The 26,089-nt window shown below is 72.2% G+C and carries 23 protein-coding genes; 14 read left to right on the forward strand and 9 right to left on the reverse strand.

Translation table 11 applies throughout. The features are described from left to right. Window positions 1-105: 105 nt before the first annotated feature. The 3 genes from GJ743_RS02135 to GJ743_RS02145 all read right to left on the reverse strand — a co-directional run bounded on the left by GJ743_RS02135 (window position 106) and on the right by GJ743_RS02145 (window position 3,591). Entirely contained in the window at window positions 106-1,266 is a 1,161-nt protein-coding gene (locus tag GJ743_RS02135) for a polyprenyl synthetase family protein (protein ID WP_155050267.1), read from the reverse strand. A gap of 51 nt (window positions 1,267-1,317) precedes the next feature. After that, window positions 1,318-2,511 carry a Gfo/Idh/MocA family protein gene (locus GJ743_RS02140; RefSeq protein WP_230386273.1) on the reverse strand — a complete coding sequence of 398 codons (1,194 nt, stop codon included), beginning with the start codon at window positions 2,509-2,511 and terminating at the stop codon, window positions 1,318-1,320. A 72-nt stretch (window positions 2,512-2,583) separates the two neighbouring features. Further along, window positions 2,584-3,591, reverse strand: coding sequence for a substrate-binding domain-containing protein (locus tag GJ743_RS02145; protein WP_230386274.1), 1,008 nt, complete (start codon window positions 3,589-3,591; stop codon window positions 2,584-2,586). Between the two features lie 335 nt (window positions 3,592-3,926). Here GJ743_RS02145 and GJ743_RS02150 point away from each other — a divergent pair, with 335 nt between their 5' ends. The 5 genes from GJ743_RS02150 (at window position 3,927) to GJ743_RS02170 (ending at window position 9,376) form a co-directional block, all read left to right on the forward strand. After that, window positions 3,927-5,411, forward strand: a complete 1,485-nt coding sequence (locus tag GJ743_RS02150) for a sugar ABC transporter ATP-binding protein (protein ID WP_155050269.1) — start codon at window positions 3,927-3,929, stop codon at window positions 5,409-5,411. Then, window positions 5,408-6,460: an ABC transporter permease gene (locus tag GJ743_RS02155; protein WP_328288701.1), complete on the forward strand. Its 1,053-nt coding sequence runs from the start codon at window positions 5,408-5,410 to the stop codon at window positions 6,458-6,460. Before GJ743_RS02150 ends, GJ743_RS02155 begins: the two co-directional genes overlap by 4 nt. A gap of 147 nt (window positions 6,461-6,607) precedes the next feature. Further along, entirely contained in the window at window positions 6,608-7,783 is a 1,176-nt protein-coding gene (locus GJ743_RS02160) for an ROK family transcriptional regulator (protein WP_155050403.1), read from the forward strand. Window positions 7,784-7,838: 55 nt separating this feature from the next. Continuing rightward, window positions 7,839-8,564: a YqaJ viral recombinase family protein gene (locus GJ743_RS02165; protein ID WP_376861922.1), complete on the forward strand. Its 726-nt coding sequence runs from the start codon at window positions 7,839-7,841 to the stop codon at window positions 8,562-8,564. Further along, the gene (locus GJ743_RS02170; protein WP_155050270.1) at window positions 8,561-9,376 is read left to right on the forward strand and encodes an alpha/beta fold hydrolase; all 816 of its coding nucleotides are present in this window, start codon (window positions 8,561-8,563) and stop codon (window positions 9,374-9,376) included. The genes GJ743_RS02165 and GJ743_RS02170 overlap by 4 nt, the downstream gene beginning before the upstream one ends. Here GJ743_RS02170 and GJ743_RS02175 read toward each other — a convergent pair. Continuing rightward, complete coding sequence (locus tag GJ743_RS02175; RefSeq protein ID WP_196216881.1) at window positions 9,363-10,109, reverse strand: Pr6Pr family membrane protein; 747 nt, start codon at window positions 10,107-10,109, stop codon at window positions 9,363-9,365. The two genes, GJ743_RS02170 and GJ743_RS02175, sit on opposite strands and share 14 nt — an antisense overlap. 81 nt (window positions 10,110-10,190) lie before the next feature. Here GJ743_RS02175 and GJ743_RS02180 point away from each other — a divergent pair, with 81 nt between their 5' ends. The 3 genes from GJ743_RS02180 (at window position 10,191) to GJ743_RS02190 (ending at window position 13,816) form a co-directional block, all read left to right on the forward strand. Then, window positions 10,191-11,153, forward strand: coding sequence for an NADP-dependent oxidoreductase (locus GJ743_RS02180; RefSeq protein ID WP_155050271.1), 963 nt, complete (start codon window positions 10,191-10,193; stop codon window positions 11,151-11,153). A 220-nt stretch (window positions 11,154-11,373) separates the two neighbouring features. Next, window positions 11,374-12,327 carry a sugar phosphate isomerase/epimerase family protein gene (locus tag GJ743_RS02185; protein ID WP_155050272.1) on the forward strand — a complete coding sequence of 318 codons (954 nt, stop codon included), beginning with the start codon at window positions 11,374-11,376 and terminating at the stop codon, window positions 12,325-12,327. A 109-nt stretch (window positions 12,328-12,436) separates the two neighbouring features. After that, entirely contained in the window at window positions 12,437-13,816 is a 1,380-nt protein-coding gene (locus GJ743_RS02190; protein WP_155050273.1) for a cryptochrome/photolyase family protein, read from the forward strand. Between the two features lie 2 nt (window positions 13,817-13,818). Here GJ743_RS02190 and GJ743_RS02195 read toward each other — a convergent pair whose 3' ends face one another. Next, window positions 13,819-14,415, reverse strand: a complete 597-nt coding sequence (locus tag GJ743_RS02195; RefSeq protein WP_328288702.1) for a GNAT family N-acetyltransferase — start codon at window positions 14,413-14,415, stop codon at window positions 13,819-13,821. Between the two features lie 103 nt (window positions 14,416-14,518). On the opposite strand from GJ743_RS02195, the gene GJ743_RS02200 reads away from it, so the two are divergent. Further along, window positions 14,519-15,892: an ATP-binding protein gene (locus GJ743_RS02200; RefSeq protein WP_155050275.1), complete on the forward strand. Its 1,374-nt coding sequence runs from the start codon at window positions 14,519-14,521 to the stop codon at window positions 15,890-15,892. A 127-nt stretch (window positions 15,893-16,019) separates the two neighbouring features. On the opposite strand, the gene aceB is transcribed toward GJ743_RS02200, so the two are convergent. Together aceB and aceA are read right to left on the reverse strand one after the other, a co-directional pair. Further along, window positions 16,020-17,711 (reverse strand): malate synthase A, encoded by a 1,692-nt coding sequence (gene aceB / locus GJ743_RS02205; RefSeq protein ID WP_155050276.1) that lies wholly within the window; start codon window positions 17,709-17,711, stop codon window positions 16,020-16,022. A 114-nt stretch (window positions 17,712-17,825) separates the two neighbouring features. After that, window positions 17,826-19,151, reverse strand: coding sequence for an isocitrate lyase (aceA, locus tag GJ743_RS02210; protein WP_155050277.1), 1,326 nt, complete (start codon window positions 19,149-19,151; stop codon window positions 17,826-17,828). A 211-nt stretch (window positions 19,152-19,362) separates the two neighbouring features. Here aceA and GJ743_RS02215 point away from each other — a divergent pair, with 211 nt between their 5' ends. After that, on the forward strand, window positions 19,363-19,785 hold the full coding sequence (locus GJ743_RS02215; protein WP_155050278.1) for a hypothetical protein: 423 nt from the start codon (window positions 19,363-19,365) through the stop codon (window positions 19,783-19,785). On the opposite strand, the gene GJ743_RS02220 is transcribed toward GJ743_RS02215, so the two are convergent. Further along, the gene (locus GJ743_RS02220) at window positions 19,740-20,423 is read right to left on the reverse strand and encodes a response regulator transcription factor (protein WP_328288703.1); all 684 of its coding nucleotides are present in this window, start codon (window positions 20,421-20,423) and stop codon (window positions 19,740-19,742) included. The genes GJ743_RS02215 and GJ743_RS02220 overlap by 46 nt on opposite strands. Further along, complete coding sequence (locus GJ743_RS20065) at window positions 20,420-21,682, reverse strand: sensor histidine kinase (RefSeq protein ID WP_155050280.1); 1,263 nt, start codon at window positions 21,680-21,682, stop codon at window positions 20,420-20,422. Before GJ743_RS20065 ends, GJ743_RS02220 begins: the two co-directional genes overlap by 4 nt. Before the next feature lie 208 nt (window positions 21,683-21,890). On the opposite strand from GJ743_RS20065, the gene GJ743_RS02230 reads away from it, so the two are divergent. The 4 genes from GJ743_RS02230 to GJ743_RS02245 all read left to right on the forward strand — a co-directional run bounded on the left by GJ743_RS02230 (window position 21,891) and on the right by GJ743_RS02245 (window position 25,998). After that, window positions 21,891-22,562: a hypothetical protein gene (locus GJ743_RS02230; protein WP_155050281.1), complete on the forward strand. Its 672-nt coding sequence runs from the start codon at window positions 21,891-21,893 to the stop codon at window positions 22,560-22,562. A gap of 195 nt (window positions 22,563-22,757) precedes the next feature. Then, complete coding sequence (locus tag GJ743_RS02235; protein WP_155050282.1) at window positions 22,758-23,129, forward strand: PadR family transcriptional regulator; 372 nt, start codon at window positions 22,758-22,760, stop codon at window positions 23,127-23,129. A gap of 1 nt (window position 23,130) precedes the next feature. Then, entirely contained in the window at window positions 23,131-24,564 is a 1,434-nt protein-coding gene (locus GJ743_RS02240; RefSeq protein ID WP_155050283.1) for a permease prefix domain 1-containing protein, read from the forward strand. 249 nt (window positions 24,565-24,813) lie between these two features. Continuing rightward, a complete protein-coding gene (locus tag GJ743_RS02245) occupies window positions 24,814-25,998 on the forward strand; it encodes an ABC transporter ATP-binding protein (RefSeq protein ID WP_328288704.1) in 1,185 nt (394 codons plus the stop codon). Window positions 25,999-26,089: the final 91 nt, after the last annotated feature.

The raw sequence follows: 26,089 nt of genomic DNA on the forward strand, positions 1-26,089 counted from the left end.
TGCGCGTGGGCGCCGTGCCCGTTTTCGAAGCTAGCCGAGCTTGCATCCTCGGTCAATCAGAAGTTGCGTTGCTAGAGCGATAACCCGCTCGTGTTCAGTTGAAAGTCAGGCGGAGCGACCGGGAACGCTCCTCGCGAGCACCGTGAGGTACGCGACGAGCGACTCGGGCAGGCCCGCGCCCTCGAGCGCGTCCACGGCGTCGGTCGCGCGGCGGACGATGCACGCGCGATGCCGTTCGAGGGCGCCGCTGTCGCGCATGATCGCCCGGACCCGCTCGACTCCCGCGTCCGACAGGTCGGAGCGGCCGACATCGCGGTCGAGGCTCGCCCGGTCGTGCTCCGACGAGCCCGCGTAGGCGAGCTGGAGCAGGAACGTCCGCTTGCCGGAGCGGATGTCGGAGCTCGTGGACTTGCCGGTGCGAGCCGGATCGCCGAAGACGGCCAGCTCGTCGTCCATGAACTGGTAGGCGACGCCGAGGTGCCGGCCGTACTCGCCGAGCGCGACGAGGGCCGCAGCATCCGCTCGCCCCGACGCGAGGGCGCCGAGCCGGAGCGGCAGGACGATGCTGTAACCCGACGTCTTCAATTCGGCCGTGAGAGCGGGCCGTGCGGACTCGGGAGAGAGCTCCTCGCCGCGCACGTCCATGAGCTCGCCCGAGATCGCCCGCTCGAGGGCGCTCACCGCCTCGAGCACGAGCGAGACGCGGATCCGGTCGGAGACGGGAGCGCGCCCGAGGATCGCCATGCTCTCCCCGATCGCGAGGTCGCCCGCGAGGAGGGCGGCCGAGGCCGCCCGGTGGTCGGCCGTCGCGACCGTGCCGATCGATCGCAGCGACTCGCGCGTCGCCCCGAACAGGTTCGGACGGCCGTGCCGGCGGTCGTCGCCGTCGATCAGGTCGTCGTGCACGCAGAGCCCGACGTGCAGCAGCTGCACCGCCGCGGCGATCGCGTCGCACGCCCCGGCGTCGGTGCCGCCCATGCCGAGGTAGGCCGCTGCGGCGAGCCGCGACCGGAGGTACTTCCCCCCGCGCTGCGCGGCGAGCCGGTCGACGAGCTCGCGCAGTTCCCGCTGGTCACCCGCCGGCGCGTCCACCGCCGCCCACGCGGCCGAGACCGCGGCAGGCGTGCGCGCGACGGCGGCCTCGACGCGGGAGACCAGGTCGGCCCCTGCGCGTTCGACTCGGCCCACCCCGCCGTCCGCGCCTCCGGCCGTCTCGGCCGTTCGCTCCCCCCGCCCGTCGAGCCGCACGGATCCGATGGACGACATCCCGCACCTCCCCTTCGTTCGCGGAACCCGGCCGGTCGGATCTCGCCGCGGTCAGTCCCCGACGCCCCCCAGGACGCCGACCCAGGCCGCGGACGACGCGGAGCTCTGCTCGACCGCATCGAGCACCCGCTGCACGTGCAGGCCGTCGGCGAACGACGGGCTCGGGTCGGAGCCCGAGGCGATCGCCTCGACGAAGTCGTGCGCCTGGTTGGCGAACCCGTGCTCGTACCCGAGGAGGTGTCCGGCGGGCCACCACGCCGAGACCCACGGATGCTCGGGCTCGGTGACGATGATCGACGTGAAGCCCTGCTCTGCCGCGGGGGCCGATGCGTCGTAGTACTCGATGCGGTTGAGGTGCTCGAGGTCGAACGCGATCGCGCCCTCCGAGCCCGACACCTCGACGCGCAGTGCGTTCTTGCGGCCCGTGGCCATGCGCGAGGCCTCGAACGAGCCGAGCGCACCCGAGGCGAAGCGCCCGTGGAAGAACGCGACGTCGTCGACCGTCACCTCGCCGATGCCGGTGGCCGGCGCCGACGACCCCGCTGAGATGCCCCCCGACGAGGAGCCCGCGATCGGCCTGTGACGCACGAACGTCTCGAGCAGGCCCGACACCTCCGCGACCTGAAGGCCGGTGAGGTACTCCGCCATGTCGACGGCGTGCGCGCCGATGTCGCCGAGCGCGCCCGATCCGGCGCGATCCTTCTGCAGGCGCCAGGTCATGGGCGACTCGGGGTCGACGAGCCAGTCCTGCAGGTACGACGCGCGCACGTGGCGCACCTCGCCGATCCGCCCCTCGGCGATGAGGTGCCGCGCGAAGGCGGTCGCCGGCAGTCGCCGGTAGGTGAACCCCACCATCGAGCGGATGCCGCGGGCGGCGGCGGCCTCGGCCGCGCGGGTCATGGCCTCGGCCTCGGCCGACGAGTTCGCGAGCGGCTTCTCGCAGAGCACGTGCTTGCCCGCCTCGAGCGCGGCGATCGCGATCTCGGCGTGCGAGTCGCCCGGGGTGACGATGTCGACGATGTCGACGTCATCGCGCGTGACGACCTCGCGCCAGTCCGACGCGGACTCCCGCCAGCCCCACTTCGCGGCGGAGGCGGCGGCCCGATCCGGATCTCGACCGACGAGGACGTCCATCGTCGGCTCGGCCGACAGGTCGAAGAACCTCGGGGCGACGCGCCATCCCTGCGAGTGGGCGGCTCCCATGAATCCGTTGCCCACCATCGCGACGCGGAGTCGTTCACGCATGCCGATCGAGTGCCTTTCTGGGTAGGGGAGGCTGGGCGCCCCGAGGGGCGCCCAGCCTCGTGAGGGTTCGGGTCAGGACTCGAAGGCGAACTGGATGTACTCGTCCACGTTGTCCGCGGTCACGACCGGCGCGTCGAGGACGATCCGGTTCGGGACGCTGGGCGTGTAGAGGTCGCTCATCGTCTTGCCCTGCGCGATCAGTCGGGCCAGCGCGATGCCGTCGGCCGCCTGGGTCGACGGGTAGATGACCGTCGCCTCGAGCACCGAGTCGCCCGACTGGATGGCGCGCATCGCGTTCGCGCTGCCCGCACCGCCGACCATGAAGAACTCGTCGCGACCCGCGGCGTCGATCGCCGCGAGCACGCCGACGCCCTGGTCGTCGTCGTGGTTCCAGATCGCGTCGATCTCGGGCGCGGCCGAGAGCAGCTGCGAGGTCACGGCCTCGCCGCCCTGGATCGTGAAGTCCGCGGCGACGCGGTTGGTGACCTCGAGGCCGCAGTCGGAGAGCGCGTCGGCGAAGCCGGCCGAGCGGTCCTGGGTCAGCGGCAGCGAGTCGATGCCGGCGATCTCGGCGACCACCGCGTCGTCCTGGCCCTCGAGGCGCTCGCAGATGTACGTGCCTGCGGAGACGCCCATGCCGTAGTTGTCGCCGAGGATCGTCGCACGGGCGGCGAACGGGCTGGAGAACTCGCGGTCGACGTTGATGACCGGGATGCCGGCCTCCATCGCCGCCGTCGCCGCCTCGGTCAGCGCCGCACCGTCGGTCGGCAGCAGCACGATGGCGTCGACGCCGTCGTTGACGAAGGTCTCGACCTGGCTGATCTGGAGGTTGGCGTCGTTCGTGCCCTCCGCGACGCGGAGTTCGACGTCGGGGTAGCTGTCGGCCGCCGCCTGTGCGGCCGAGTTGATCGCGCCGAGCCAGCCGTGGTCGGCCGCGGGGCCCGAGAAGCCGATGACGACCGTGTCGCCGGCCTCCGCGTTCTCCTCGGCGGAGTTCTGGTTCTCCGTGACGTTCGACTCGGAACCGCCCGCGGTGCAACCGACCAGCAGGCCGGCGACTGCGAGGGAAGCGCCCGCCATGACCAGCATGCGGGCTCGTGAAGTGCGGGTGACACTCATTCGTGTAGTCCTCTCATTGGATGTGACGCAGCACCGCCAGATGGACTTCGTAACCATCCGGATGCCACCACACCCAACGGAGTCCACGCTGACGTTTCGTGAGCGTAGCAGAAGATAGCCGGATCTGCGCAACTTATGTTTGTGTCGCGTTATAAGTGCATGGGCCGCCAGGCCCCCGCCTCACAGGGCGGGAACAGGCAGTCGGGCGGAAATCGTGGAAAAGCACTTGCGTCATCGCGGGATCCGGTTATGATTTTCGAGTGATCAAAGACGACCATCTTCCGGCATTACTCCGCATGAGCGGCATCTCGAAGAGCTTCGCCGGCGTCCAGGCGCTGAAGAACGTGGACCTCGAGATCGTCGCCGGCGAAGTGCACTGCATCCTCGGCCAGAACGGCGCGGGCAAGTCGACGCTGATCAAGACCCTCGCCGGTGCGCACGCGCCCGACGCGGGCACGATCGAGTGGAACGGCGAGGAGGTCACCCTCCACTCGCCCCAGGCCGCGATCGAGCTCGGCATCGCGACGATGTACCAGGAGCTCGACGTCGTCGACGGGCTCACCATCGCCGAGAACATCTTCCTCGGGCACGAGCTCTCCGTCGGCGGGTTCCTCCGCGCCGGCGAGGCGAACTCCCGTACCCGGCGCCTGCTCGAGCGACTCGGCCACGGCGACCTCTCCCCCTCCCGAGAGGTGGGCACGCTGAGCGCCGCGAACCAGCAGATCGTGAGCATGGCGCGCGCGCTCTCGCACGACACGCGCCTCATCATCATGGACGAGCCGTCGGCCGTGCTCGACGGCGAGGAGGTCAAGAACCTCTTCCGCGTCGTCCGAGAGCTCACCGCCGACGGCATCGCGGTCGTCTACATCACGCACCGGCTCGAGGAGATCCGCGAGATCGGCGACCGCATCACCGTCCTGAAGGACGGCCGCAGCACGGCGAACGGCCTCGACGTCTCCGAGACGCCGACCTCCGAGCTCATCCGGCGCATGACCGGGCGCGAGGTCGAGAACGTCTTCCCGCCGGCCACCCCCGTCGCCGACGACGCGCCGCTCGCGCTCGAGGTCGACGGCCTCTCGCTCGACGGGGTCTTCCACGACGTGGGCTTCACGGTCCGCGCGGGCGAGATCGTCGGCCTCGCCGGCCTCGTGGGTTCGGGGCGATCCGAGATCCTCGAGACCATCTACGGCGCCCGGCGCGCGACCTCGGGCACCGTGCGCGCGAACGGCAGGGAGCTCCGTCGTGGTTCGGTCCGCGACGCGGTCCGCGCGGGCATCGGGCTCTCGCCCGAGGAGCGCAAGAGCCAGGGGCTGCTGCTCGACGAGCCCATCTTCCGGAACGTCACGCTCTCCTCGTTCACCCGGTTCGCCAGGGGCGGATTCGTCGACGAGCGGCGCGAGCGTCGCATCGCCGCCGAGCAGATCGACGCACTCGAACTCCGGCCGGCCGACCCGGACCGGCCGGCCCGCACGCTCTCGGGCGGCAACCAGCAGAAGATCCTGCTGGCCCGCTGGCTCGTCAACCGCACGTCCGTGCTCCTCCTCGACGAGCCGACGCGCGGCGTCGACGTCGGCGCCCGCGCCGAGATCTACGCCCTGATCCGCAGGCTCGCAGCGAACGGCGACGCCGTCGTCGTCGTCTCCAGCGAGATCGAGGAGGTGCTCGGCCTCGCCGACACCGTCCTCGTCGTGGGTGACGGCCGCATCCTCACCACCGTCAAGTCAGACCAGATCGACGAGCACCAGGTGCTCGACCTCGTCATGAAAGGAACCGCCGCGTGAGCGAGTCCCAGCCCCAGACCATCGCCCCGGCCGAGCCCGGCCCCGCAGCGCCGCAGCCGGAGCCGCGTCGCCGGTTCACGGCGAAGAGCCTCCTCAGCGGATCGGTCGGCCGCAACCTCGGCCTGATCCTCGCCCTCGCCGCACTGTTCGTCGTCGGCGCGATCACCGCGGGTGATCGGTTCACGAACATCGACAACATCCTCGTGATCATCCGGCTCGCCTCGATCATCGGCGTGATCTCGATCGGCATGACGTTCGTCATCATCGGCGGGGGCATCGACCTGTCCGTGGGTTCGGTGATGGGCCTCGCATCGGTGGTCGCGACGCTGTCGGCCATCCAGGCGGCCGCCGAGAACTCGACCTGGCTCGTCATGGTCTTCACGGCCCTCGCCGTCGGCCTCGCCGCGGGCTTCCTCAACGGCTTCGTCATCGCGTACGGCAAGGTGGTCGCCTTCATGGCGACGCTCGCGATGCTCGTGGCCGCCCGCGGCCTCGCCGAGATCCTCGCGAACCGCACGACCCAGGTCGTCCGGATCCCCGAGTTCATCGAGTTCATGAACATGGACCTGCTCGGCATCGACATGCTGATCTGGATCTTCGTGATCGTCGCGGTCGCGGGGTGGATCCTGCTCAACCGGACGACGTTCGGGCGCCGCACGGTCGCCATCGGCGGCAACCGCGAGGCCGCGCGCCTCGCGGGCCTCGCGGTGCGCCGGCACACCATGTACCTCTACGCGCTCGCCGGGCTCACCGCGGGCATCGCTGCGGTCATGATCCTCGGCCGCACGACGGCCGGCACCTCGACCCACGGCACGCTCTACGAGCTCGATGCGATCGCCGCGGTCGTCGTCGGCGGCACCCTGCTCGTCGGCGGACGTGGAACGATCACCGGCACCGTGTTCGGCGTCCTGATCTTCGCGACGCTCACCAACGTGTTCACGCAGAACAACCTGTCGACCTCCGTCCAGGCGGTCGCGAAGGGCGTGATCATCGTGATCGCGGTGCTCCTGCAGCAGCGCTTCGCGGGTCAGGGTTCGAAGTCGCACTAGCCGCGTCACGTCCGCGGCACCGGGAGTATTCCGGTGGATGCATGTGCATGCGAGTTATGTCGGAAGGTATGGGAGAATCGACGGATGGTTGACATAAGTGCGCACGGCGACACGCGGCCCCACGTGAACGCGCTGGGCTCGACCGCCATGAGCGATCTCTTCCAGATCCTCCGCGACGGCCAGCCGCGCACGCGCAGCGAACTCGCCACGATCACCGGGCTCGCCCGCACGACGGTGGCGATGCGCATCGACGCCCTCACCGACCTGGGCCTCGTCGGCCCGGTCGGCGAGGCCGCGTCGACGGGCGGCCGCCCCTCGTCGCTCTTCGCGATCACGGCGAGCGAGCGGTTCGTGGTGGGCGTCGACATCGGCGCCTCGCACATCCGCGTGGCGCTCGCCGACATCACCGGGCGCATCATCGAGGAGACCAACTCGGTCATCGCGGTCGCCGAGGGGCCGCGCGTGGTGCTCGACGCGGTCATCGCCGCGACGCGCGAGCTCATCGAGCACACCGGTCGCCGCATCGGCGACCTCCTCGCGATCGGCGTCGGCGTGCCCGGCCCGGTCGAGTTCAGCACCGGCCGCCCGATCAACCCGCCGATCATGCCCGGCTGGGACCGCTTCGACGTCGCGGGCTGGATCCGCCAGGAGATCGACGTCCCGGTGCTCGTCGACAACGACGTGAACATCATGGCCCTCGGCGAGCGCGAGCGCGCGTGGCCCGACACCGACCACCTGCTCTTCGTCAAGATCGCCACGGGCATCGGCGCGGGCGTCATCTCCGGCGGCTTCCTCCAGCGCGGTGCGCAGGGCACCGCGGGCGACATCGGCCACGTCTACGTCTCGCGCGGCGCCGAGATCGCCTGCAACTGCGGCAACTTCGGATGCCTCGAGGCCCTCGCCTCGGGCAGCGCCATCGCGCGGGCCCTCACGGCCGCCGGCATCCCCGCGTCGAACTCGCGCGACGTCGTCGACCTCGTGAAGAACGGCAACGTCAACGCGATCCAGGCGGTCCGCCAGGCCGGCCGCGACATCGGAGAGGTGCTCACCACGTGCCTCAGCCTGATGAACCCGTCGGTCATCGTGCTCGGCGGCTCGATGGCCGAGGCGGGCGAGCACCTGATCGCCGGCGTCCGCGAGGTCGTCTACCGGCGCTCGATGCCGCTCGCGACCGAGTCGCTGCACATCACGCTCTCGCAGACGGGGGCCGATGCGGCGGTGCTGGGCGCGAGCATGCTCGCCATCCACCACTCGCTCTCCCCCGCGAACATCGAGGCGATGATCGCGCAGTCCGCCGGCGGCGCACTCCGCGCGGTGAAGTAGCGCCGCGCGTCCGTCGAAGACGTCCGCCGGGGGCGGCCGGCGGTAGCGTGGTCGGGTGACCGACACCCCCTTCGCGCTGTTCGACCTCGAGTCGGTCGCTCCGCGGGTCGCGTCGGCGCTCCGGCAGCCTCCGTTGCCGCACGAGACCCGCATCGTCGCCGACTCGGGCGACCGCGTGGCCTGGCTGCGGGCCCGGGCGCAGGGCGTGACGGCGACGGATGCCGCGAAGCTCGCGTCCGAGGCATCCGTTCGGGCCGCGGCGAGCGAGAAGGTCTACGGCGGGCGCAGCCGCGGGTTCGGCGGCAGCCGGTACACCGACCACGGTCGCGAGCGCGAGCCGGTGATCGCCCGGTGGGTCCGCGCGGAGCACGGCATCGCGCCCTCGAGCCTGCTCTTCCACGCGGAGGCCGACCGGCGGCACCTCGCGACGCCCGACGGGCTCACGGTGCGGGGCGACGGCACGCTCGAGCTCTGCGAGATCAAGACCACGTCGAAGCCGTGGCGCGGCATTCCGCGCGGGTACCTCCGGCAGGTGTGGTGGCAGCAGTACGTGCTCGGCGCCGAGCGCACGCTCGTCGTGTGGGAGCAGCACGACGGCTTCGTTCCGGTCGGCGACCCGACGTGCCGGTGGGTCGATCGCGACGAGGACCAGATCGCGCAGCTCGTGCGCCTCGCCGGCATGCTCCTCGAGGCGATCCGGCCGCAGCCCGGCTCCGCCCAGCCCGCACGCACCGGCGGCGCCCCCGATCGCTCGTTCTACCGCCCGGGGCCGCTCGCGTGAGCTTCGTGCTCCTGCACGGTCTCGGCGCCGACCGCCGCCAGCCGCTCGACCTGTTCGGGCCGGTGCTCGGCGCGCCCGACGCCGACGGGCCCGCCCGCGACCGCCGCGGCGTCGTCGCACCCGACGTGCGCGCGCACGGCGCCTCGCCGCTCGTCGGCGGACCCGCCGACTTCGCGCTCGACCGGCTGGCCGACGAGATCGCCGCGGAGGTCGTCGCCGAGCCCGGCGACGCGGCATCCCGCGGCGGGAATGCGCCGCGCCGCCCGATCACGCTGGTCGGCATCTCGATGGGCGCCGCGATCGCCCTGCGCATAGCCCTCCGCGGGCTGCTGCCCGTCGAGCGCGCGGTGTTCGTCCGTCCGGCCTTCGGCGACGTCTCGCTCCCGCCGAACCTGCGGGCGTTCCCCGTGATCGGCGAGCTCCTGCGCGAGCACGGACCCCGCGGCGGCGCGGAGCGGTTCGCGCGCACCGATCCCTACCTCCGGGTGGCCGAGGCCTCCCCGATCGGCGGCCGCGGCCTGCTCGCGCAGTTCCAGGCGACGGATGCCGCGCGCCGCGCCATCCGCCTCGTCGAGATCCCCCGCAACCGCGCGTTCGCGTCCGACGCCGAGCTCGGCGGGCTCGCGAGCCGCGGCATCCGCTCGCTCGTCGTGGGCGCGCCGCGCGACCCGGTGCACCCGTTCGAGCTGGCGGAGCGCTGGGCGGCCGGCCTCGGTGCGGACTTCGCACGCGTTCCGGCGCGCGATGACGGCCAGGCGGCGCAGACCGCGACGATGCGCGACACGGTCGCGGGATGGCTCAGCCGGTCGTGACCCGGTCGGCGCCCGGGTCGGGTGCCGTCGAGGCATCCGTCGCGCCGCCCGACCCGGCGGACCGTGCCGTCGGAGCCCCGCGACCGGCTGCGGCCGGCATCGGCGCGGCGTGCGGCCAGGGCGTGCGGCTGAGCGCGAGCACGCCCGCCCCGACCAGCAGGATGAAGGCCGCGATCGCGATCACGTAGACGGCGACGCCGCCGTAGCCCGCGGGCTGCGCCGGGTTCAGGAACGGGTAGGGATACCAGCCGATGAGCGCCCCGCGCACGAGCGAGTAGACCGCCCAGGCGAGCGGGAAGAGCGCGATCGTCCAGAGCCGCTGCCATGGGATGCGGTGCCGGCCCGGCGCGAGCACCCAGTCGGCGACGACGTAGAGCGGCGCCCACACGTGCAGGATCTCGTTCGACCACGGCACGGTCGTCGCCTGGTCGAGCGAGATCTCGCGGAGCAGCAGGTTGTAGACCACGAACGTCGTCGCCATGTAGGTCGTCGCGCACGCGCGGACGAGGTCGAACCACGGCGGGTCGGCGGGGCGGGCGAGCGCCAGCCACGCACCGACGAGCATCACGAGCGCCGTGAGCGCGTTCGAGAGGATCGTGAAGAAGCTGAAGAAGTTGACGACGAACGCCGCGCGGTCCTCGACCATCGACCAGCTGACGACGAACTGGCCGACGATGGCGACGATCACCGCCGCCGCCGCGACGACCCGGAGCACCCCGAACAGCGCGCGCATGCATCCCCCTCGAATCAGCCGGTCGTCCGCAGCCTAATGTGCCGCAGAATGGTCGGACGGGCGGCGTGCGGAGGGGGAACGATGCGGGCACTGGTGGTCGACGAGACGGGCGAGGGTGCGACGTTCCGCTTGGCGGAGGTGCCCGCGCCGATCCGGGTGCTGGACGAGGTGCTCGTCCGGGTGATCGCCGCCGGCGTGAACCCCATCGACCGGAAGACCAAGCTCGGACGCGGCGTCTCCGCCGCGATCGCCTCGTACCCCGCGATCCTCGGGCTCGACTTCGCGGGCGTCGTCGAGGAGGTGCCGTACGCCGCGCATCCGCTGAAGGTCGGCGACCGGGTCTACGGCATGGGCCGCGTGCCTCGGATGACGGGCACGTACGCCGAGGTCGTCTCCGTCCCCTCGATGTCGGTCGCGCCCATGCCGATCGGCACGGGTTTCGTCGAGGCGGCCGGGATCCCGTGCGCGGCGCTCACCGCGTGGGGCGCGGTCGTCGACGTCGCCCGCGCGCACGACGGCCAGCGCATGCTGATCCACGCGGGCGCCGGCGGGGTCGGCCACTTCGCGGTGCAGCTCGCGACGTACTTCGGCGCCCAGGTCACGGCCACGGGCTCGCCCCGCAACGCCGACTTCCTCCGCTCGCTCGGCGCGCAGCGCGTCATCGACCACACCTCGGAGCGATTCGAGGAGGTCGCGGGCGAACAGGACGTCGTGATCGACCTCATCGGCAACGTCATCGACGACACCGGCACGCGCTCGCTCGACGTGATCCGCCGCGGAGGCCTCATCGTGAACGTGCCCACGAAGTCGTGGCCGACGATGGCCGAGGAGGCGGCGGCACGCGGCATCCGCTCGACCGGTTTCGTCGTCTCGCCCGACGCGCGCACGCTGTCGGTGATCTCGCGCCTCGTCGACGACGGCGCGATCCGGGTGCACGTCGACGAGGTCTTCCCGCTCGAGCAGGGCGAGACCGCGCACACGCGCCTCGGCGGCGGTCACGTGCGCGGCAAGCTCGTGCTGCGCGTCGCCGACGACCCGTCGTAGGGCCCCTCCGCGGTGGGTGCGGGCCACGTATCGAGGCCCCATCCGGATCGGCCGGCAGTCGTTCGGCGAACCGGTGCGTCCGCACTTCTCGCCTGCACTGCGCGACTTATGCTGCATCCGACGCAACATTCATTGACTTAATGCACCTCTTCGACGAAAGTTGACGGCACGTGCTCGAAGGCGAGCGAGGGCGACGGAGCTCTCACGAAAGGAACCCCCTATGTGCTACGGATTCGACGGCGACCAGGCGATGCAGGCCTCGCTCACCCAGCGAGGCATCAGCAGGCGCGGCGTGCTGATGGGACTGCTCGGCGCCTCCGCTGCCGCATTCACGCTCGGCGGTGGCGCGGCGCCGGCGGTGGCCGATGTCGCGACCAAGCCGTGGAAGCGAGTCCCGCCCGGCAAGATCAGCCTCCAGCTCTGGACGGTGCGCGAGGGCCTGGGTGCGCCCTGGGGCCCCGGTGACTACGACACGACGCTCCGCGCGATCGCCGACCTCGGCTACCCCAAGGTCGAGCAGGCGCTGGGCTACTTCGGCCGCACGGCGGCCGAGCTGCGAGCGTTCTACGACTCGATCGGGATCCGCGCCACCTCATCGCACGACGGGGTGTCGGGCGACGACGCGGCACTCGCGGTCAAGCTCGAGAACGCGGCGACGCTCGGCCAGAAGTACCTGAACGTGCCGTACTTCGCCTCGAACTCCCTCTCCGACTGGCAGGCGCTCGCCGACCGCATGAACGTCGAGGCCCAGGCCGCGACCTCGTACGGCATCGCCTACGGCTACCACAACCACGCCCACGAGTTCACGACCGACCTCGGCGGCGGCGTGACGCCGTGGGAGGTGCTCACCGAGCGCCTCGACCCCGCGCTCGTCCACCTCGAGATCGACCTGTACTGGGCGGTCACGGGCGGCGTGAACACCGGTGCGGCCGACCCGGTGCAGTTCGCGATCGACACCATCCACAAGGCACCCCAGCGCGTGCGCCAGTTCCACGTGAAGGACCGCCACGTCGGCGGCGACATGGCGGACCTCGGCACCGGCACGATCGCGTTCGACCGGATCTTCCGGGCGCACGCGGTCGAGGAGTACATCGTCGAGAACGACACCCCCGACGTCACGCTGCTGCAGACGGCCGAGGTCGGGTACGACTACCTCCGTTCGCTCCGGTTCTGACCGCGCCCACCCGGTTCGCAGGGGACCGGCAGCCTCCGATCTCCTGTGAACCGGGTGCGGGCCGCACGCGCACGAGTCGAGTGACGGATGCCTCGGCTAGCGTCGAGCCATGGGTGCCACGCCGTCGATCGTCTGGTTCCGCGACGACCTGCGCGTCGGCGACCACCCCGCGCTGCACGCCGCGGTCGAGCGCGGCGACCCGATCGTCGCCGTGTACGTGCTCGATGAGGATTCGAACGGCGTGCGCCCGCTCGGCGGCGCGGCGAAGTGGTGGCTGCACCACTCGCTCGCCTCGCTCGCGGGCGACCTGCGCGACCGCGGCGTGCGCCTCGTGCTCCGGCGCGGGCCGGCGAGGCGCGTCATCCGCTCGCTCGTCGACGAGGTCGGCGCCGGCGCGGTCTTCTGGAACCGCCGCTACGGCGGCGCCGAGCGCGAGGTCGACGCCGAGTTGAAGTCCGGGCTCTCCGACGACGGCCTCGAGGTGCGGAGCTTCGGTGCGTCGCTGCTCTTCGAGCCGTGGACGATCCGGACCGGATCGGACACGCCGTTCTCGGTGTTCACCCCGTTCTGGAAGGCGTGCCTCGCGGCCGATGAGCCGCGGCATCCGCTGCCCGCACCGAGCGAGCTCGACGGCTTCGGCGGCGCAGACGGGCGCGGCGGCCCGGCCGGTGACGACCTCGACGACTGGGAACTGCTCCCGACGCACCCCGACTGGGCGGGCGGACTCCGCGAGACGTGGGAGCCGGGCGAGCCGGCGGCGCACCGACGGCTCCGCGCCTTCCTCGCCGACGACCTCGCCGACTACGCGACCGGCCGCGACCGGCTCGACCGCGAGCAGACCAGCCGGCTCTCGCCCCACCTGCGCTGGGGCGAGATCAGCCCCCACCAGGTGTGGCACTCGACGCGCGAGCGCGCGGCCGGCACCGAGGGCGCGCGCAAGTTCCTCGCCGAGGTCGGCTGGCGCGAGTTCGCCTGGCACGTGCTCTTCCACTTCCCCGAGCTCGCCACGAAGAACTGGCGCAGCGAGTTCGACGCGTTCCCCTGGCCGCGACTGCACCCGTCGACGCTCACCGCCTGGGAGCGCGGGCGCACGGGCGTGCCGGTGGTGGATGCCGCGATGCGCGAGCTCTGGCACACGGGCGGCATGCACAACCGCGCGCGCATGATCACGGCGTCGTTCCTCACGAAGAACCTCCTCATCGACTGGCGCCGCGGCGAGCAGTGGTTCTGGGACACGCTCGTCGACGCCGACCACGCGTCGAACCCGTTCGGCTGGCAGTGGGTCGCCGGGTCGGGGGCGGATGCCGCGCCCTACTTCCGCGTGTTCAACCCCGAGCTGCAGCGCGAGAAGTTCGACCCCGACGGCCGGTACGTCGGGCGGTGGGTGCCCGAGCTCGACGACGGCGACTCCCCCGAGCCGATCGTCGACCTGAGGGAGACCCGCGCGGCCGCACTCGCGGCCTACGAGCACGTGAAGGCCGCGAAGTAGGGCTATCGCAGCGCGCGCTCGAGCACGTGGTCGTGCTCGATCCGGTCGCCGAGCCGGAAGCCCTTCGTGCCGACGACCTCGAAGCCCTGCTTCTCGTAGAAGCGGATGGCGCGGCCGTTCTCATGGTTCACGCCGAGCCACACGACCGACGCCCCCGTGTCGGCCGCCGCGTCGAGCGTCTCGACCATGAGCGTGCCGGCGATGCCGGCGCCGTGCGCGACGGGGTGCACGTACAGCTTGCTGAGCTCGATCGCCGGGCGCGTCGTGACGCTCGCCGCGGCATCCGCATCGGCGGGAACGCCGCCCTCGGTCGCGACGAGCATCGACCAGCCGACCAGGCCGCCGGTCGCGGCGACCTCCTCGGACCCGGCGAGCGCGATGCCCGCCCCGGTCGAGCGATCGGGTTCGGCGACGAGGATGGTGCGATCGGGATCGGCGAGGAACTCGGCGAAGCGCACCTCGCTGAGCTGCTCGGCGATGAACCAGGCGATCGCGTCGGCGGTCGTCGACGGCGGGCACGCGAGCGGGAACGTGACGGCGGCGAGGCGCGCGAGGGCCTCGGCATCGCCCGGGGTCGCGGGCCGGATCGTGACGGTCACACGGCTGACGCTACCCGTGCGTGCGCGATCCGGTCCATCGATTCGGGGAGCGTCGCGCGCCGCCACCGTGTCGCACGGCACCGGCGGATGGGAGGATCGGCGCATGGATGCCACCTCCGACCGCGTGATCGCCCGCTCCGACGACGGCCGTTCGTTCCACATCCCGGGGCCCGTCGACGGTTTCGTCGTCGGCGCGCTCGTCGTGGTGGACGACGGCGAGCGACGCCAGCTGGGCCTCGTCGAGCAGCGCGACGAGGAGCGCGGGCACCTCCGCGGGCGCCTGCTCGGCATGATCGCCGACGGCCTCCTCGAGACGCGCGCGACGCTGCCGTTCATCGCCGCGAGCGTGGCCGCGGTCGACCCGGCGTCGGTCGACCTGCTGCACTCGGCGACCGGCGCCGCGCTCGAGATCGGAACCGACCTGACCCCGCCCGGCGGCCCGGCGAAGCTGCTGCCGCACCGGTTCAACCGGCACACGTTCTGGTGCGGGCAGAGCGGGTCGGGCAAGACCTACGCGCTCGGCGTCGTGCTCGAGCAGGTGATCGCGCACACGGCGCTGCCGATCGTCGTGTTCGATCCGAACTCCGACTTCGTGCGCCTCGGTGAACTGAACCCCGGCGCCACGGGCCCGACGGCCGACGCGTTGCGCGAGCGCGACATCCGGGTGCTTCGACCGAACGTGCCGGGCGCCGAACCGCTGCGCGCACGCTTCGTCGGCATGCCGATGGCCTCGAAGGCCGCGGTGCTGCAGCTCGACCCCGTGGTCGACCGCGAGGAGTACAACGCGCTCGTGCACCTGCGGGAGACGCTCGACACGACCGACCTCGCGGCCGTGCTGCCCACGCTCCGGGCGTCCGACGATCCCGTGCACCGCGAGCTGGCGCTCCGCGTCGAGAACCTCGGCCTGATGGAGTGGGAGGTATGGGCGGGGGCCGACGGCGCCGCGACCGACGTCATCGACGAGCGGCCGGATGCCACGGTGCTCGACCTCGGCGGCTTCTCGACGCCCGAGCAGCAGCTCGTCGTCGCGCTCGCCGTGCTCGACGAGCTGTGGGCCAGGCGCGAGGAGCGCCGGCCCGTGCTGCTCGTGATCGACGAGGCGCACAACCTCTGCTCGCCGCAGCTCGACTCCCCCGTGGCGATCGCCGTGCGCGAACGTCTCGTGCAGATCGCCGCCGAGGGTCGCAAGTTCGGCCTCTGGCTGCTGCTGTCGACGCAGCGGCCCTCGAAGGTGCATCCGGGGATCATCTCGCAGTGCGACAACCTCGCCCTGATGAAGATGAGTTCGCCCATCGACCTCGAGGGACTCGCGACGTACTTCGGCTACGCGCCGACCGGCCTGATCGCCCGTTCGCCGTGGTTCCGGCAGGGCGAGGCGCTCTTCGCCGGCGGCTTCGTGCCCGCGCCGACCCTCGTGAAGATGAACGCGCGCCTCACGCCCGAGGGCGGCGTCGACGTGCCGGTCCCCCTCCGCTGACACGGCGAAGCGGATGCCGCGGGCTTCCCGTCCCGCGGCATCCGCTCCTTCGGTCTCGATACGGGCGCTGCGCGCCCTACTCGACCACCGGGTGAGGCGCTGCGCGTCCTCCTCGACCGCCGACCGGCTACAGGAACCGGGCGTACGCCCCGACGGTGAGGAACGTCGGGAACTCGGGCTCGAGCGCGACGGACCGGAACACCGAGATGGCATCGTCGAACCGGTCGCCCTCGAAGCGGGGCAGGTCGGCCACGGCGGCCGCCATGATCCGCACGATCGACGTCTGGTCGATGCGCGTGCCCTCGGCGGTGACCGTGTTGTCGTGCAGCCACTGCCACACCTGCGAGCGCGAGATCTCCGCGGTCGCGGCGTCCTCCATCAGGTTGTCGATCGCCGCGGCACCGGTCCCTCGGAGCCACGACTCGATGTACCGGATGCAGATCGAGACGTTGTCGTACACGCCCGCCTCGGTGACCTCGCCGCCGACCGACGGGATGTCGAGCAGCTGCGCGGCGGTGACCTGCACGTCCTCGCGGAGGCGGTCGACCTGGTTCGGCCGGTCGCCGAGCACCGCGTCGAACTCGGCGCGGGCCGTCGGGATGAGGTCGGGGTGCGCGACCCAGGTTCCGTCGAACCCGTCGCCCGCCTCGCGGCGCTTGTCGGCCGAGACCGCGGCGAGCGCGCGCTCGGTGACCTCGGGGTCGCGGCGGTTCGGGATGAACGCGCTCATGCCGCCGATGGCGTGCGCGCCGCGCTGGTGGCACGTCGAGACGAGCAACTCGGTGTACGCCCGCATGAACGGCACCGTCATGGTGATCGACTTGCGGTCGGGCATGACCCAGCGGCGGCCGCGCGAGCGGAACGTCTTCACGATCGAGAAGATGTAGTCCCAGCGCCCGGCGTTGAGGCCGGCGCAGTGGTCGCGCAGCTCGTAGAGGATCTCCTCCATCTGGAACGCGGCCTGGATGGTCTCGATCAGCACGGTCGCGCGGATGGTGCCGTGCGGGATGCCGATCTCCTGCTCCGCGAACGTGAAGATGTCGTTCCAGAGCTTCGCCTCGCGGTGCGACTCGAGCTTCGGCAGGTAGAAGTACGGGCCGCGCCCGCCCTCGATGAGGGCCTTCGCGTTGTGGAAGAAGTAGAGCCCGAAGTCGACGAGCGAGCCGGAGGCGTGCATCGCGCGCCCTGCCCGGTCGTGGAACCTCAGGTGCTTCTCGACCAGGTGCCAGCCGCGCGGCCGGAACACGATGGTGGGCGTCTCGGTCGCGGTGACGCGGTACTCCCTGCCCTCGGGGCTCGTGTACTCGAGCTCGCCGCGCAGGAAGTCGAAGAGCGACAGCTGCCCCTCGACGACGTTCGCCCAGGTGGGGCTCGTCGCGTCCTCGTGGTCGGCGAGCCACACCTTCGCGCCGGAGTTCAGCGCGTTGATCGCCATCTTCCGGTCGGTCGGGCCGGTGATCTCGACGCGGCGGTCCTCGAGGCCGGGGCCGGCGCCCGCGACGCGCCAGGTGCGGTCGTTGCGGATCCACTCGGTCTCGGGGAGGAACTTCGGGTCGCGGCCGTTCGCCGCGTCGACCCGGGTCTGCAGGCGGACGGCGAGCAGCTCGTGCCGCGTGTGCGCGAACCGGTCGTGCAGCCTCGCGAGGAACGCGAGCGCCTCGGGCGTCAGGATCTCGTCGTACCGCTCACCGAGCGGCGCGGTGACCTCGAGGTGCGGCTGCACCGTCTGGAAGCTGCCGGCCGCCGGCTTCGGCTCGGGCGTGGTGGGCTCGGTGCGAGCGGATGCCGCGGCATCCGTCCGCTCGATGGTGATGGTCATGATCTCGTCTCCTTCGGTGCGACCCCGGTGGTCGAGTAGGCCCGTCAGGGCCGTATCGAGACCGGTGGAGGGTCTCGGTACGCGCTTCGCGCTACTCGACCAGCGGGATCGGAATCAGTGCTGGAACTGCTCTTCCTCGGTCGATCCGACGAGGGCGAGGGTCGCGCTGTTGGGGTTCAGCGCCGTGGCGATCTGGTCGAAGTAGCCGGTGCCGACCTCGCGCTGGTGGCGCGTGGCGGTGTAGCCGTCGGCCTCGGAGGCGAACTCGGCCTCCTGCAGCTTGACGTACGCGGACATGTGGCGCTCGTTGTAGTCCTTGGCGAGCGTGAACATGCCGTGGTTCAGGGAGTGGAAGCCCGCCAGGGTGATGAACTGGAACGCGTACCCCATGGCGGCGAGCTCGCGCTGGAACTTCGCGATCTGGTCGTCGTCGAGGTGGCGCTTCCAGTTGAACGACGGCGAGCAGTTGTACGAGAGGCGCTTGCCCGGGAACTTCGCGTGCACGGCCTCGGCGAACCGGCGGGCGAGGTCGAGGTCGGGCTCGGCCGACTCGACCCACAGCAGGTCGGCGTACTCGGCGTACGCGAGGCCGCGGGCGATGACCGGCTCGATGCCGTTCTGCACGTTGTAGAAGCCCTCGGCGGTGCGCTCGCCCGTGACGAACGGCTGGTCGCGTTCGTCGTGGTCGCTGGTCAGCAGGGTCGCGGCGAGCGCGTCGGTGCGGGCGATGATGATGCTCGGCACGCCGGCGACATCCGCCGCCATGCGGGCCGCGTTGATGGTGCGGATGTGCTGGCCGGTCGGCACGAGCACCTTGCCGCCCATGTGGCCGCACTTCTTCTCGCTCGCGAGCTGGTCCTCCCAGTGCACGCCGGCCGCGCCGGCCTCGATCATCTGGTGCATGAGCTCGTAGGCGTTCAGCGGCCCGCCGAATCCGGCCTCGGCGTCGGCGACGATCGGCGCCATCCAGTCGCGGTCGTCGGTGCCCTGCTCGACCTGGCCGGCGCGCAGCAGCGCGTTGTTGATGCGGCGCACCACGGCCGGCACCGAGTTCGCGGGGTAGAGCGACTGGTCGGGGTAGGTCTGGCCCGACAGGTTCGCGTCGGCGGCGACCTGCCAGCCGGAGAGGTAGATGGCCTTGAGGCCCGCCCGCACCTGCTGCACGGCCTGGTTGCCGGTCAGGGCGCCGAGCGCGGCAGACCATTCCGGGTCCTCCATGCGCTCGAAGGCGGTGCCGGTGTTCTTCTGGATGTTCTCCCACAGCTTCTCGGCGCCGCGGCGGGCGAGCGTGCGCTCCTCGCGGACCGGGCCGCGGAGGGCGATGACGTCCTCGGCGGTGTAGTCGCGCTTGACGCCCTCCCAGCGGGGGTCGGCGTCCCACTCGAGCTGCAGCTCGGCGGCGGTCTGCGTCTGGTCGCCGGGGCGGTTCGTGGTGCTCATCGTGGTGCTCCTTCGGTGCAGCGTGCGGATGTCTCGTGGTGTCCGTCCGGCGCCTCCTGCGATGCCGTCCGGGGGTCTGTGGAACCATGCTGCGCGCCCCGCGAGGGGGTCGACCGACGAATCGGGGGGTGAACTTTCCCGGTTCTTCCGCGTCGCGGAACAACCGCGGGGCGGCCGGATGCCTCGACGCCGCCGGGGGCAGAATGAGCACGTGGCGCACGACGACGGCCTCACCGACGACGAGCGTCGCCTCGAACGGCGACGGTCGCGGCTGGGCGTGCTCGGGGTGGCGCTCTTCGTCGGCGGGCCGGTGCTCGGCGCCGCGCTCGTCGTCGTCGGCGTGGTCGTGGCGCTCCGGGAGGACCCGCGGTGGGCGCTCGTCGCGGTCCTCGGCCTCGGCATCGTCTTCGGCGTGACGTTCGCCGGGCTGCGGCTGCTGACGCGGCTGGAGGCGGCGAGGTCGGCGATCGCGGCGACGGACGCCGACTCATCGACGGCGGCGCGGTTCGGTGGGCCGGAGGAGCCCGAGGCGCCCGAGTGGGCGGAGCGGCCCGAACGGGCGGAGCAGCCGGACGACGCGGCGGACGCTCAGTCCGACCCGGCCTCGCCGGGCCGCACGAGTCCCGATTCGTAGGCAGCGACGACCGCCTGCACGCGATCGCGCACGCCGAGCTTGGCGAGCAGTCGCGTGACGTGCGCCTTCACGGTCGCCTCGCTGAGGAACAGCCGCTCGCCGACCTCCTGGTTCGACATGCCGCGGGCGATCAGCAGCCACACCTCGCGCTCGCGGGGCGTGAGGTCGGGCGCGGGATCGGCGCTCGCGCCGGGTTGCGGCGTCGCGAGGTAGCGCTCGATGAGGCGACGCGTGAGCGTCGGGGCGAGCAGCGCCTCGCCCCGCGCGACCGTGCGGACCGCGTCGACGAGGCGCTCCGGCGGCGCGTCCTTCAGCAGGAAGCCCGCAGCACCCGCGCGGAGCGCGCGGTAGACGTACTCGTCGAGGTCGAAGGTCGTGAGGACGAGGACGCGCGGCGCACCGGGGTCCGCGGTGAGCCGCGCCGTCGCCTCGATGCCGTCGAGGCCCGGCATCCGGATGTCCATGAGCACCACGTCCGGACGGAGGCGGCGTGCGGCCTCGAGCGCATCGAGCCCGTCGCCCGCCTCGCCGACGACCTCGAGGTCGGCGGCCTCCAGCAGGCCCACGATGCCCGACCGGACGAGCGCATGGTCGTCGGCGACGAGCACTCGCGGCGCCGAACCGCTGCCGGCGCTCACGCGACATCCTCCACCGGGAGCACGGCGCGCACGCGCCATCCGCCCGACTCGGTCGGCCCGGCGGTGAGCGTGCCGCCGTACACGCGGACGCGCTCGCCCATGCCGGGCAGCCCGCGGCCGCTTCCGCGTTCGGCGCCCGCCGACCTGACCGCGCCCGGCGTGACCGAATCGCGGGCCGGGCCGTTCACGACCTCGACCTCCGCGGTCCGGTCGCCGCGGTGCACCCGCACCTCGACCGGCGCACCGGGCGCATGCTTCCGGACGTTCGTCAGCGACTCCTGCACGATCCGGTGGACGGCGAGCGCGAGACCGTCCGGCAGGTCGATCGCCGCCTCGTCGACGTCGAGCAGGCAGGGGTGCCCGGCCGCCTCGGTCTCGGCGACGAGTGCCGCGAGCGCTGAGAGTCCGGGCTGCGGCGCGTAGGCCGCGCCGTCCTCGTGCAGCACGTCGAGGAGGTGCCGCATCTCGCCGAGCGCCTCCTGCGCCGTACGGCGCGTGAGCTGCAGGTGGTGTCGCGCGCGCTCGAGGTCTCGGTCGAGGAACTGCTCGGCGGCGCCCGCCTGCAGCGAGACGATCGAGAGCGCGTGCGCCACGACGTCGTGCAGCTCGCGGGCGATGCGGGCGCGTTCGGAGGCCACGGCGTCGGCCGCGAGGCGGTCGGAACTGTCACGGGTGCGCTGGAGCGTGATCGCTCGGTGGCGCACGATCCGCCCGGCCGCCCAGGTCGCGCCGACGAAGAACACGAGGAAGACCGTGCCCGCGGTCTCGATGCCCGGCGAGCCGAAGTAGCCGAGCGCGTGGGCGGCGAGCATCGCCGCGATGGGCACGAGTCCGAGGAGGGCGGCGAGCCACCAGGTGGGGACGCGCTCGGCCACGGTGTAGGCCGCGACGAGCAGGCTCGGGAAGGGGTTGAACGTGGCGTCCGCTCCGGCGAGCGCGGCGTGGGCGACGAGCGCGCCGGCGACCACGAGCATCACGGTCGCCGGGAAGCGGCGGCGGACGACGAGCGGTGCCGAGACGGCGAGCGCGAAGCCGAGCTGCGCGAGCGGGTTGGAGGAGGGCACGAGCAGCGCCTCGAGCGACGCCCACATCGCGATGCCGCCCGCGATCGCGAGGTCGAGCGGGGTGGTCCAGCGACGCCATCCGCGTACTGCGGCGGTCAGCCGGCCGACTGGGACCGGGCGCCGGCGGGCGCCGCCGGCGCCTGCATCGGCGGCTCGCGAGGGCGCGCCCGCGGCGGAGGTCTGTTCGGTCGGCACGCGTCGATGCTACGGGCGGGGCGCCCGCCGGCGACAGCGACGAAGGTCGGCATTCCGGTCGTCCGAGGTCGCGGGTCGGGGCCGACCCGGGGTGCGTCGAGGACGCGACCCGCGTCGCGGCATCCGTCGACGACCGGCCGATGCCGGGCCGCGTCGGCCGTTCGTACCTTCGGAACGTCACCGACCGAATCGACCGAAAGGCCACGCCATGACCCCCACCTCCGACCCCGTGCTCGACGCCCGGGCCCGCGCCGCCGAGTTCGCGGCCGGATCGACCCCGACCCGCGAGTCGCACCCGTCGACGACGCGTGCGTACCCCCGGCCCGGCCGCCTCATCGGCCGCGTGAGCGCCCGCCTCGCGGGCATCGCCGCCGTCACCGCCGGCGCCCTCTCCATCGTGATCGGCGTGCTCCAGTTCCTCTTCCCGCAGGACGAGGACCCCACGATCGACCCGCGCACCCGCGTGATCCTCGCGATGTTCACGATCAGCCTCTGGGCCCTCGCGGTGCTCTTCGTCGGGCTGGCCCGGTACGCCCGTTCGAGCTGGGGCGCGATCACCGCGGCGACGGGCACGGTGCTGCTGACCATCGGCACCATCACGAGCGCCGTGAACGGCATCGACCTGGAGTTCTTCCCCGCGGTCGCCATGGTCGCCAACGCCATGTGGCTCGTCGGCGCGATCGCGCTGTGCGTCTCCCTGGTGCGCGCGAAGCGCGTGTCGCTGTGGCTCGCCCTGCCGATCCCGTTCCTGCAGGTCCCGCTGCTCTTCCTCTCGCAGGTCGGCGGCGGCGTTCCCGCGGGCGCGTTCCTGCTGATCCTCGGCGGCGTCCTCGTCACCGGCCGGATCGAAGGGCGGGCGCGTCGACTCGCCGCGCACTGACGCCTCGCCCAGGCCTCGGCCCGCGGCATCCGTCACCCCTGATCGGGGCGAATGCCGCGGGCCGAAATCGTCTCGTGCGTTCGGACGACGCACCGCTCGCGCCCGACCGCGACCGGTGATACCTTGTGCTGCAAGGTACCTTGTACTGCGAGGTATCCGCCGGAGCACCGACCGGCACGCGAGACGGAGGCACTCATGCGCATCGGGAAGGACCTCGTGGCCGCCGCAGCCACGCCGGTCGTGCTCGGCATCCTCGCCGAGGGCGAGTCGTACGGCTACGCGATCCTGCAGCGGATCTCGGAGCTCTCGGGCGGCGAGCTCGAGTGGAGCGACGGCATGCTCTACCCGCTGCTGCACCGGCTCGAGCGGCTCGGCCACGTCGAGTCGGAGTGGGGCGCCTCGCCCACGGGTCGGCCCCGCAAGCACTACCGGCTGAGTTCGCAGGGCGCGGCCACGCTCGCCGAGCAGCGACGCCAGTGGGACGTCGTCGGCGACGTGCTCGCGAAGGTCTGGCCCGACGGCCCGGGCGGCGGCGGCTCCGCCCGACTCGCGCTCGGGGGTGCCTGACATGACGATCGACGATCGCCGTGAGCTCGACCGCCTCGTCGCATCCTGGCGCGAGTGGCTCGAACGGCGCGACGCGCTCAGCGCGCAGGACATCGACGAACTCGAAGGGCACCTGCTCGACCGCGTGGACTCGCTCCGCGCCGCGGGCCTCCACGACGACGAGGCCTTCCTCGTCGCGGTGAAGCGCCTCGGCGCGGTCGACGAGCTCTCGCGCGAGTACGCGCGGGTGCACTCCGAGCGGCTCTGGAAGCAGCTCGTGCTCGACGACGGCGCGAACGGAGACGGCCGCTCCGCGGCATCCGGCGACCGCGACGCGTCGGGCGCACCGACCTCGTTCCTCCGCCGCGCGAACGGCCTCGCGGTCGCGCTCGGACTCGGCGTCGGCGCGGGCCTCGCGGTCAAGGTCGCCGACCTCGTCGGCGTCGACCCCACGTTCTTCCTCCGCAACGCCGCGATCCTCGTGCTGCCGTTCCTGGCAGCTTGGTTCGCGTGGCGGCACCGTCCGCCGATCGGCGCGCTCGCCGGCATCGCCGGGGCCTTCGCGCTCGCGGCCGTGGTGCTGAACGCCTACCCGTTCGGCCCGGGCGCGGGCACCGCCGCGTTCGCGACCGAGCCGTCGATGACCGAGCTGCTGGCGGCCGTCCACGCCGCCGTCGCGCTCTGGCTCGTCACCGGCGTCGCCTACGCCGCCGGCGACTGGCGGAGCAGCGACGCGCGCATGGACTTCGTCCGATTCAGCGGCGAGTGGGCGGTCTACTACCTGCTCATCGCGCTCGTCGGCGGCGGGCTCTCCGCCCTGACCATCGGCGTGTTCTCGACGATCGACGTCGAGGTGGCGTGGTTCTTCGACCAGTGGGTGCTGCCGTGCGCGATCCCGGGTGCGGTCCTCGTCGCGGCGTGGCTCGTCGAGGCGAAGCAGCGCGTGATCGAGAACATCGCACCCGTCCTGACGAAGGTGTTCACGCCCCTGTTCGCGATCGTGGTCATCGCCCTCGTCGTCGCCGCGGCGCTGCAGTGGAACGTCGTGGACGCGGATCGGGAGCTCCTCATCGCGTTCGACCTCGTGCTCGTCGTCGTGCTGGCGCTGCTCGTCTACTCGTACTCGTCGCGAGACCCGATGCAGCCGGCCGGCTGGTTCGAGCGGATCCAGTTCGTCATGCTCGTGGGCGCGCTCATCGTGGACCTCGTGGTGCTCGTCGCGATGGTCGGCCGAACCGGCGAGTTCGGCTTCAGTGCGAACAAGACCGCCTCGCTCGGGCTGAACCTGATCCTGCTGGCGAACCTCGCGTGGGCCGCCTGGCTGCACCTCGGATTCCTCCGTGGGCGCACGCCGTTCCTGCGGCTCGAGCGCTGGCAGACCGCCTACCTCCCGGTTTACGTCGCCTGGTCCGCGGTGGTCGTGGTGGCGTTCCCGCCGCTGTTCGGGTTCGCGTAGGGCATGGCCGGGCCGCATCCCGCATCGGCCCGGGCAGCGGCGAGCGGATGCCTCGTCGCCGCGTTTCGCCCGTATGACGAACCGGGGCTCGCCGTTTCACCCGCGTGACGATCGGCCGGACGATCTGTCGCGGGAACCGCCGTCGGCCGATGGTTCGTCCGGTTATCCACGTGTCCATTGCACAGGCGTGCAACAGGGGTTTGAATGGCCGGACGCGACGCGGCGTCAGTGAACCGGAGGTGCCCACAGGTGACGACAGCGACCGAGGCGAGGACCGTCTCCCCCACCGACGAGCGGGATGCCGCCTCCGGATCCGTGGAACTCCAGCAGGTCATGAAGCGCTACGGCGACGCGATCGCGGTCGACGGCCTGTCGCTCACGATCCAGCCGGGCGAGTTCATCTCGCTGCTCGGCCCGTCGGGCTGCGGCAAGACCACGACGCTGCGCATGATCGCCGGCTTCGAGCAGCCCGACGCGGGCGACATCCGCATCTCCGGACGATCCGTCCTGGGGGCGCCGCCCTACCGCCGCGACGTCAACACCGTCTTCCAGGCGTACGCGCTCTTCCCGCACATGACCGTCGCCGAGAACGTCGCCTACGGCCTCCAGCAGCGCCGCACGCCGAAGGCCGAGGTCCGCCAGCGGGCCTCCGAGGCGCTCGACCTCGTGCAGATGCGCCGCTTCGCCGATCGCAAGCCCACGCAGCTCTCCGGCGGCCAGCAGCAGCGCGTCGCGCTCGCCCGCGCACTCGTCAACCGTCCCTCGGTGCTCCTCCTCGACGAGCCGCTCGGCGCGCTCGACCGGCAACTCCGCGAGGAGATGCAGCTCGAGCTGAAGCTGCTCCAGTCGCGGCTCGGCATCACGTTCGTCTTCGTCACGCACGACCAGGGCGAGGCCCTCTCGATGAGCGACCGCATCGCGATCATGCGCGACGGCCGCATCGAGCAGCTCGCCGACGCCGACACGATCTACGCCCGCCCGACCTCGGCGTACGTCGCCGCGTTCGTCGGCCAGCAGAACTTCTTCCACGGGACCGCCGTCGAGGGCGGTTCGGCGGTGGAGTCCGTGCACGGCCTCGTGCGAGGCATCCGCTCGGACCGTCTCGCACCGATCGCCGACGGCACGTCGGTGCAGGCCGCGGTGCGCCCCGAGTTCGTGCGCATCGAGGCGGATGCCGCGGCCGGCGCCCCGGCGACCGGCGCGAACCGCGTGCAGGGCACCCTGCTCGGCGTCTCGCACCTCGGCGAGACCATGCAGTACCTCGTGCGCCTCGGCGACGACCAGAGCCTCATCGCCCGCCGCCCCACGCCGGAGGCCCCCGACCTCGCGGTCAGTTCGGCCGTCTCGTGCTCGTGGAGCGACGCGAGCGTGCAGGTCTTCCCCTCCGACGACGCGGCCGCCGCGGGCGGCTACGTCGCGCCGCCGACGCACTGACGCCGGAGCCGCAGCCCAACCCCGCGCGCCGAACAGCCGTACCCCGCACCGCCCCGACGCACCACCGAACCCAGCAATCCGCCCGACCCCC

This window comes from Agromyces bracchium (assembly GCF_009709675.1).
GTDB lineage: Bacteria > Actinomycetota > Actinomycetes > Actinomycetales > Microbacteriaceae > Agromyces > Agromyces bracchium.

Bases quoted from the DNA above. Each gene is read 5' to 3' on its own strand.
- GJ743_RS02135 (WP_155050267.1), bottom strand. From the start codon at position 1,266: ATGTCGTCCATCGGATCCGTGCGGCTCGACGGGCGGGGGGAGCGAACG.
- GJ743_RS02140 (WP_230386273.1), bottom strand. From the start codon at position 2,511: ATGCGTGAACGACTCCGCGTCGCGATGGTGGGCAACGGATTCATGGGA.
- GJ743_RS02145 (WP_230386274.1), bottom strand. From the start codon at position 3,591: ATGGCGGGCGCTTCCCTCGCAGTCGCCGGCCTGCTGGTCGGTTGCACC.
- GJ743_RS02150 (WP_155050269.1), top strand. From the start codon at position 3,927: ATGAGCGGCATCTCGAAGAGCTTCGCCGGCGTCCAGGCGCTGAAGAAC.
- GJ743_RS02160 (WP_155050403.1), top strand. From the start codon at position 6,608: ATGAGCGATCTCTTCCAGATCCTCCGCGACGGCCAGCCGCGCACGCGC.
- GJ743_RS02175 (WP_196216881.1), bottom strand. From the start codon at position 10,109: ATGCGCGCGCTGTTCGGGGTGCTCCGGGTCGTCGCGGCGGCGGCGGTG.
- GJ743_RS02180 (WP_155050271.1), top strand. From the start codon at position 10,191: ATGCGGGCACTGGTGGTCGACGAGACGGGCGAGGGTGCGACGTTCCGC.
- GJ743_RS02185 (WP_155050272.1), top strand. From the start codon at position 11,374: ATGTGCTACGGATTCGACGGCGACCAGGCGATGCAGGCCTCGCTCACC.
- GJ743_RS02190 (WP_155050273.1), top strand. From the start codon at position 12,437: ATGGGTGCCACGCCGTCGATCGTCTGGTTCCGCGACGACCTGCGCGTC.
- GJ743_RS02200 (WP_155050275.1), top strand. From the start codon at position 14,519: ATGGATGCCACCTCCGACCGCGTGATCGCCCGCTCCGACGACGGCCGT.
- aceB (WP_155050276.1), bottom strand. From the start codon at position 17,711: ATGACCATCACCATCGAGCGGACGGATGCCGCGGCATCCGCTCGCACC.
- aceA (WP_155050277.1), bottom strand. From the start codon at position 19,151: ATGAGCACCACGAACCGCCCCGGCGACCAGACGCAGACCGCCGCCGAG.
- GJ743_RS02230 (WP_155050281.1), top strand. From the start codon at position 21,891: ATGACCCCCACCTCCGACCCCGTGCTCGACGCCCGGGCCCGCGCCGCC.
- GJ743_RS02235 (WP_155050282.1), top strand. From the start codon at position 22,758: ATGCGCATCGGGAAGGACCTCGTGGCCGCCGCAGCCACGCCGGTCGTG.
- GJ743_RS02240 (WP_155050283.1), top strand. From the start codon at position 23,131: ATGACGATCGACGATCGCCGTGAGCTCGACCGCCTCGTCGCATCCTGG.